General features: G+C 31.5%; 2 protein-coding genes. Both read right to left on the reverse strand.

The window, feature by feature from the left end; genetic code table 11:
- Positions 1-3,378, reverse strand: a 3,378-nt coding sequence (locus ACTG3V_RS15170; RefSeq protein WP_439133018.1) for a DUF6443 domain-containing protein, incomplete at its 3' end; no start/stop codon positions are given.
- 5 nt (positions 3,379-3,383) lie between these two features.
- Positions 3,384-3,842: RHS repeat domain-containing protein (locus ACTG3V_RS15175; RefSeq protein ID WP_439133019.1), on the reverse strand; the 459-nt coding region annotated here is incomplete at its 5' end.

The following is a 3,842-nucleotide window of genomic DNA, read 5'->3' on the forward strand; positions in this document are numbered from 1 at the left end:
TCCTTCTTTTTTAATTTTTATATCATCAAACCATATTGTCCCTGTTGAATTATTGTCAACACGAATATTTAAAAACTTAATGTTTGAAGGGACAGAAAAAGTTTTTTCTATATATACCCATTGGTTTTTGGCACTTGTTATTTGGCTATCAACATATGTAAAATATCCTGTTTCATTTTCTGTTTTCATAAAAAGGAAAATCTCCACAGATGGATTATCTGAATAGACCCATCCAGAATATGTATAATTTGATGACTGACTATTATTAATAGGAATCCATTGATCACTATGTATAACCCTTTCTCCTGGACCTGAATTTACAATTTTACCAGAATATTCTCCTGAGTGTTTTTTTGAAGAATCGTATACTGCACCAGGCCAACCCGTTTGGTTTTCTAATCCATCTGCAAAAAAAACATCATTAATAAAGCCATCATGATCAACGTCGGAATAACTTAACCTTACATTCCCTAAGTGGTCTTTATATTGATATACATAGTTGTAAATACCATTCTCATTCTTTATATACCCTTCTGGATGATTGAAAAACTCAAGTTTTTCTCCAGTATTGTCTTTCTTGTAAATATAATTACCTGCATATTTAGTAAAGGTATTACCTACTTTTTTTTCTAATTTTACACCTGTTGCATCATAAATATAAGAAATTGTTCCAACATTATTACCACCATCATTAATAGTTACTGTGGTAGGTAAATTTAAATGATTATAGGAAATATTGGTAATACCTTTGTTTAGGTCTTTTTTCATATTCCCATTGGCATCATAGGTGTAATCATTACCAGTGTTGGTGCCATCTTTAAATCCAAAGGTTTTAAAGTTATTAGAAATAGGCGCATTGTCTACTACTTTTGTTAACTGGTTACTATCAGCATCGTATGAATAAGAAAGTGCGTCAATAAATCCATAGGTACTATTATCTTCATTAAATCCTCTTCTTGTCAAAGACTTAATATTTCCATTCTTGTCGTAGAAAAGTGACTCAAGAAAATGAGCATTATTGTCTAAAGCTTGCGTTAATCTATTTAAAGCGTCATAAGAATATTTATACCATTTTAAATTACTGTCTGCATTTGCAGTACGCCACTCTGTTTCAGCAATATTTCCATTGTATAGTTTGCTAGCTCCATGTTCTGAAGTGTTATAATTTAGTTTAAAAGTAAATAAATCATTACCTAAACTTATTGGATCATTTATTTTTTTAAGCCAGCCTCTTATATTATAGGTATAATCTACATCTTGCAAACGAGCTTGTCCATTTTTACCACCCACTCCTTTACTGGTTAATTGCCCTAATTCATCATAGGTATTTTCAACAATTACTTCAGAAGTAGTTGCATCATCAATGGTTTGTGTTTGTTTTTTTAACCTGCCTGCATGGTCGTATTCAAATTTATTGATGGTTTCGATTTCATTAATTAGGATTCCATTTTCATCATTTTTTGTATGAGTAGTTTTAGTTTCTAACACTTTGCCTGTAAAATCTAATTTACTCTCTACTACATTTGTAGTTTTTAAATAGTCATTTTTAGACCAAACATAAATAGGACGTCCTTTATTGTCATAATGAGTTACTGTTGTTATCCAATGATTGGTATCTAAAACTTTTACTTTATTTACAGTAGGTAAGCCTTTTGTATTTGTTGTAATGGTTTGATTATATACGTCAGTTGGAGGTGTATATCCTGACGGTAGCACATTAGTATAGGTATCATAATAATTAATCGTATACACTTTCTCTAACTCTCCTGGATTAGAATCAATTGAATAATATAATGGAGTATTGACAGAGTTATTAGGGGAAGTTAACCTCGTAGCATATATTTCTGACAATGAATTTGCGTTTTGTTGATTATAATTTCTATCATAATAATTATACCTATCTAAACCAGTACAAACCACTCTGCCAAAAGCATCGTAAAAAGTAATAAGCCAACTATCATTACTATATAGGTTATAATCTTGTGTCATTACTGGCTGGTCGAGTTTGTTATAAACAATATACTCCCAACCCTTTCCTGGGATCTTTTTCTCAATTAACCTATTGCGATCATCATACTTGTATTGATAACAAAGTCCGTTTAATATTGAAGTATTGCCTTCAATAATATTTGGAGTGTAATTTGATAAATCAGCATAAAAAGTTTCGGAGTAATCTCCAAATCCATTAGGTGTATATAAAGCTTCTCCTGTAGAATTCAAATACAAATCACCATCTTTAATATATACTGTAGCAGCTATTTTTGTATTTCCATTCCCATCATTACTGATGATATTTCCCATCACAACATCTATTAATGGTGGAGCGTAAGGGGAAAAGTCTATCTCTGCAATTTTTCCAGATTTTAAAGCTGTACCTTCATTAAAACCATCAATTTCTATAGCAATACTAAACCCATCGTTTGTATCCCAAATAATACATTCAGCATCTCCGCCTCCAGTGAGTAACATATTAGAAATATCAAAATAATCACCTAAGTCACCATAATATGGATTTTGTACAGTGTTTAAAGTAACTGCTTTTGGAGGCAAGACATAGGTTAAGTTGCCAAAGTCATCGTACACATAATAGGTGTCTAACCAATTACCTCTAAAAGTACGTTTTAAGACCACACGTCCTTGTTTGTCTTTATATTCTTCAGTGGTATGATCCCAAGAATTGGTTTGAGAAGGTGACCAATTTTCGTCTTTGGTAATGGTTTTATAAAGCTCATTAGGAGAATAATATCCTTCGTCTTTTAATTCTGGATCGTCATTTCCATTCGATAAATCAACCTCAAATAGTCGTACATAATCATAATCAGTATTTGAAAGATATTCAAATTTAATGGTGTGATCGGTATCACTATTTTTATCAACTGCCCAATCCGCTCCTGGTGCTCCTTGCTCTAAAATTCTATTTAATGGAGAAGATTCAAGGTTTTTTTCACTGTATGGATTTGGGTTTGAGTCAAGATCATCAGGGAATTTTGATGTATAGTTATTTTTTAAAGTTGTAAAGAAAGCTGAGTTCTGTGTTCTAAAGTTTAAAGATCCAGTACCCGCTGTTTGATTTGGATTTGCATAAGGTAAGTAGTTAATTGTTTGTCTGCCATAATCATCATAAACAAATGGTGTAATAATATCTTGTTTATTACCTCCAGCTTGTTTAGCGATGCTTTGCATAGGTCTACCCAATCCATCAAAATAAGTAATAGTTTCTATTTTATCATCTGATGATAAATTTATAGTTGTATTTCTTTTTTTTAAACCGTCTGTTGTTTCTACTTGATAACTAGTGCTTTTTACAAAGTTTTCCGTAGTAGTTTGTGCCAACATTGTTGTAGATACAAACAATAATATAAAAATTAACTTTTTCATAGCGCTTAGTTTTTATAGTTGTATTCGTTCTTACTTAATATATTACCTTCATTATCTTTGACAAATTCTAACCTATTAAATGAATCGTAATGATAATAAATCGTCTGTCCTCTTGGGTCTGTTATACTTGTAACTCCAATCAATGGATCGTATGTAAAAGTCGTTACCTGAGAATTTGGTAAAGAATTTCTTAGCGCGGTTAAAGCATTTCGTAATTGACCTTCATTACCAAAAGTACCTTGAGTTCTGTCATTATCATTGTTAGACCTAGTTTGCAAATTAGCAACTTGACTTTGAACTTGTGAATATGTAGCGTTCTCAATCTTAGCAATAGGCTGAGTCTTATTATATCCCCAAATATAAACGATATGGGTCCCATCTTTTTTACTTACCTCTATTGGATTACCTTTATTATCATACTCATGATATACAACTCTGCCCTCTAATGGATTTGTACCCTTGGA

It is taken from the genome of Polaribacter sp. (genome assembly GCF_965660385.1).
Lineage (GTDB): Bacteria > Bacteroidota > Bacteroidia > Flavobacteriales > Flavobacteriaceae > Polaribacter.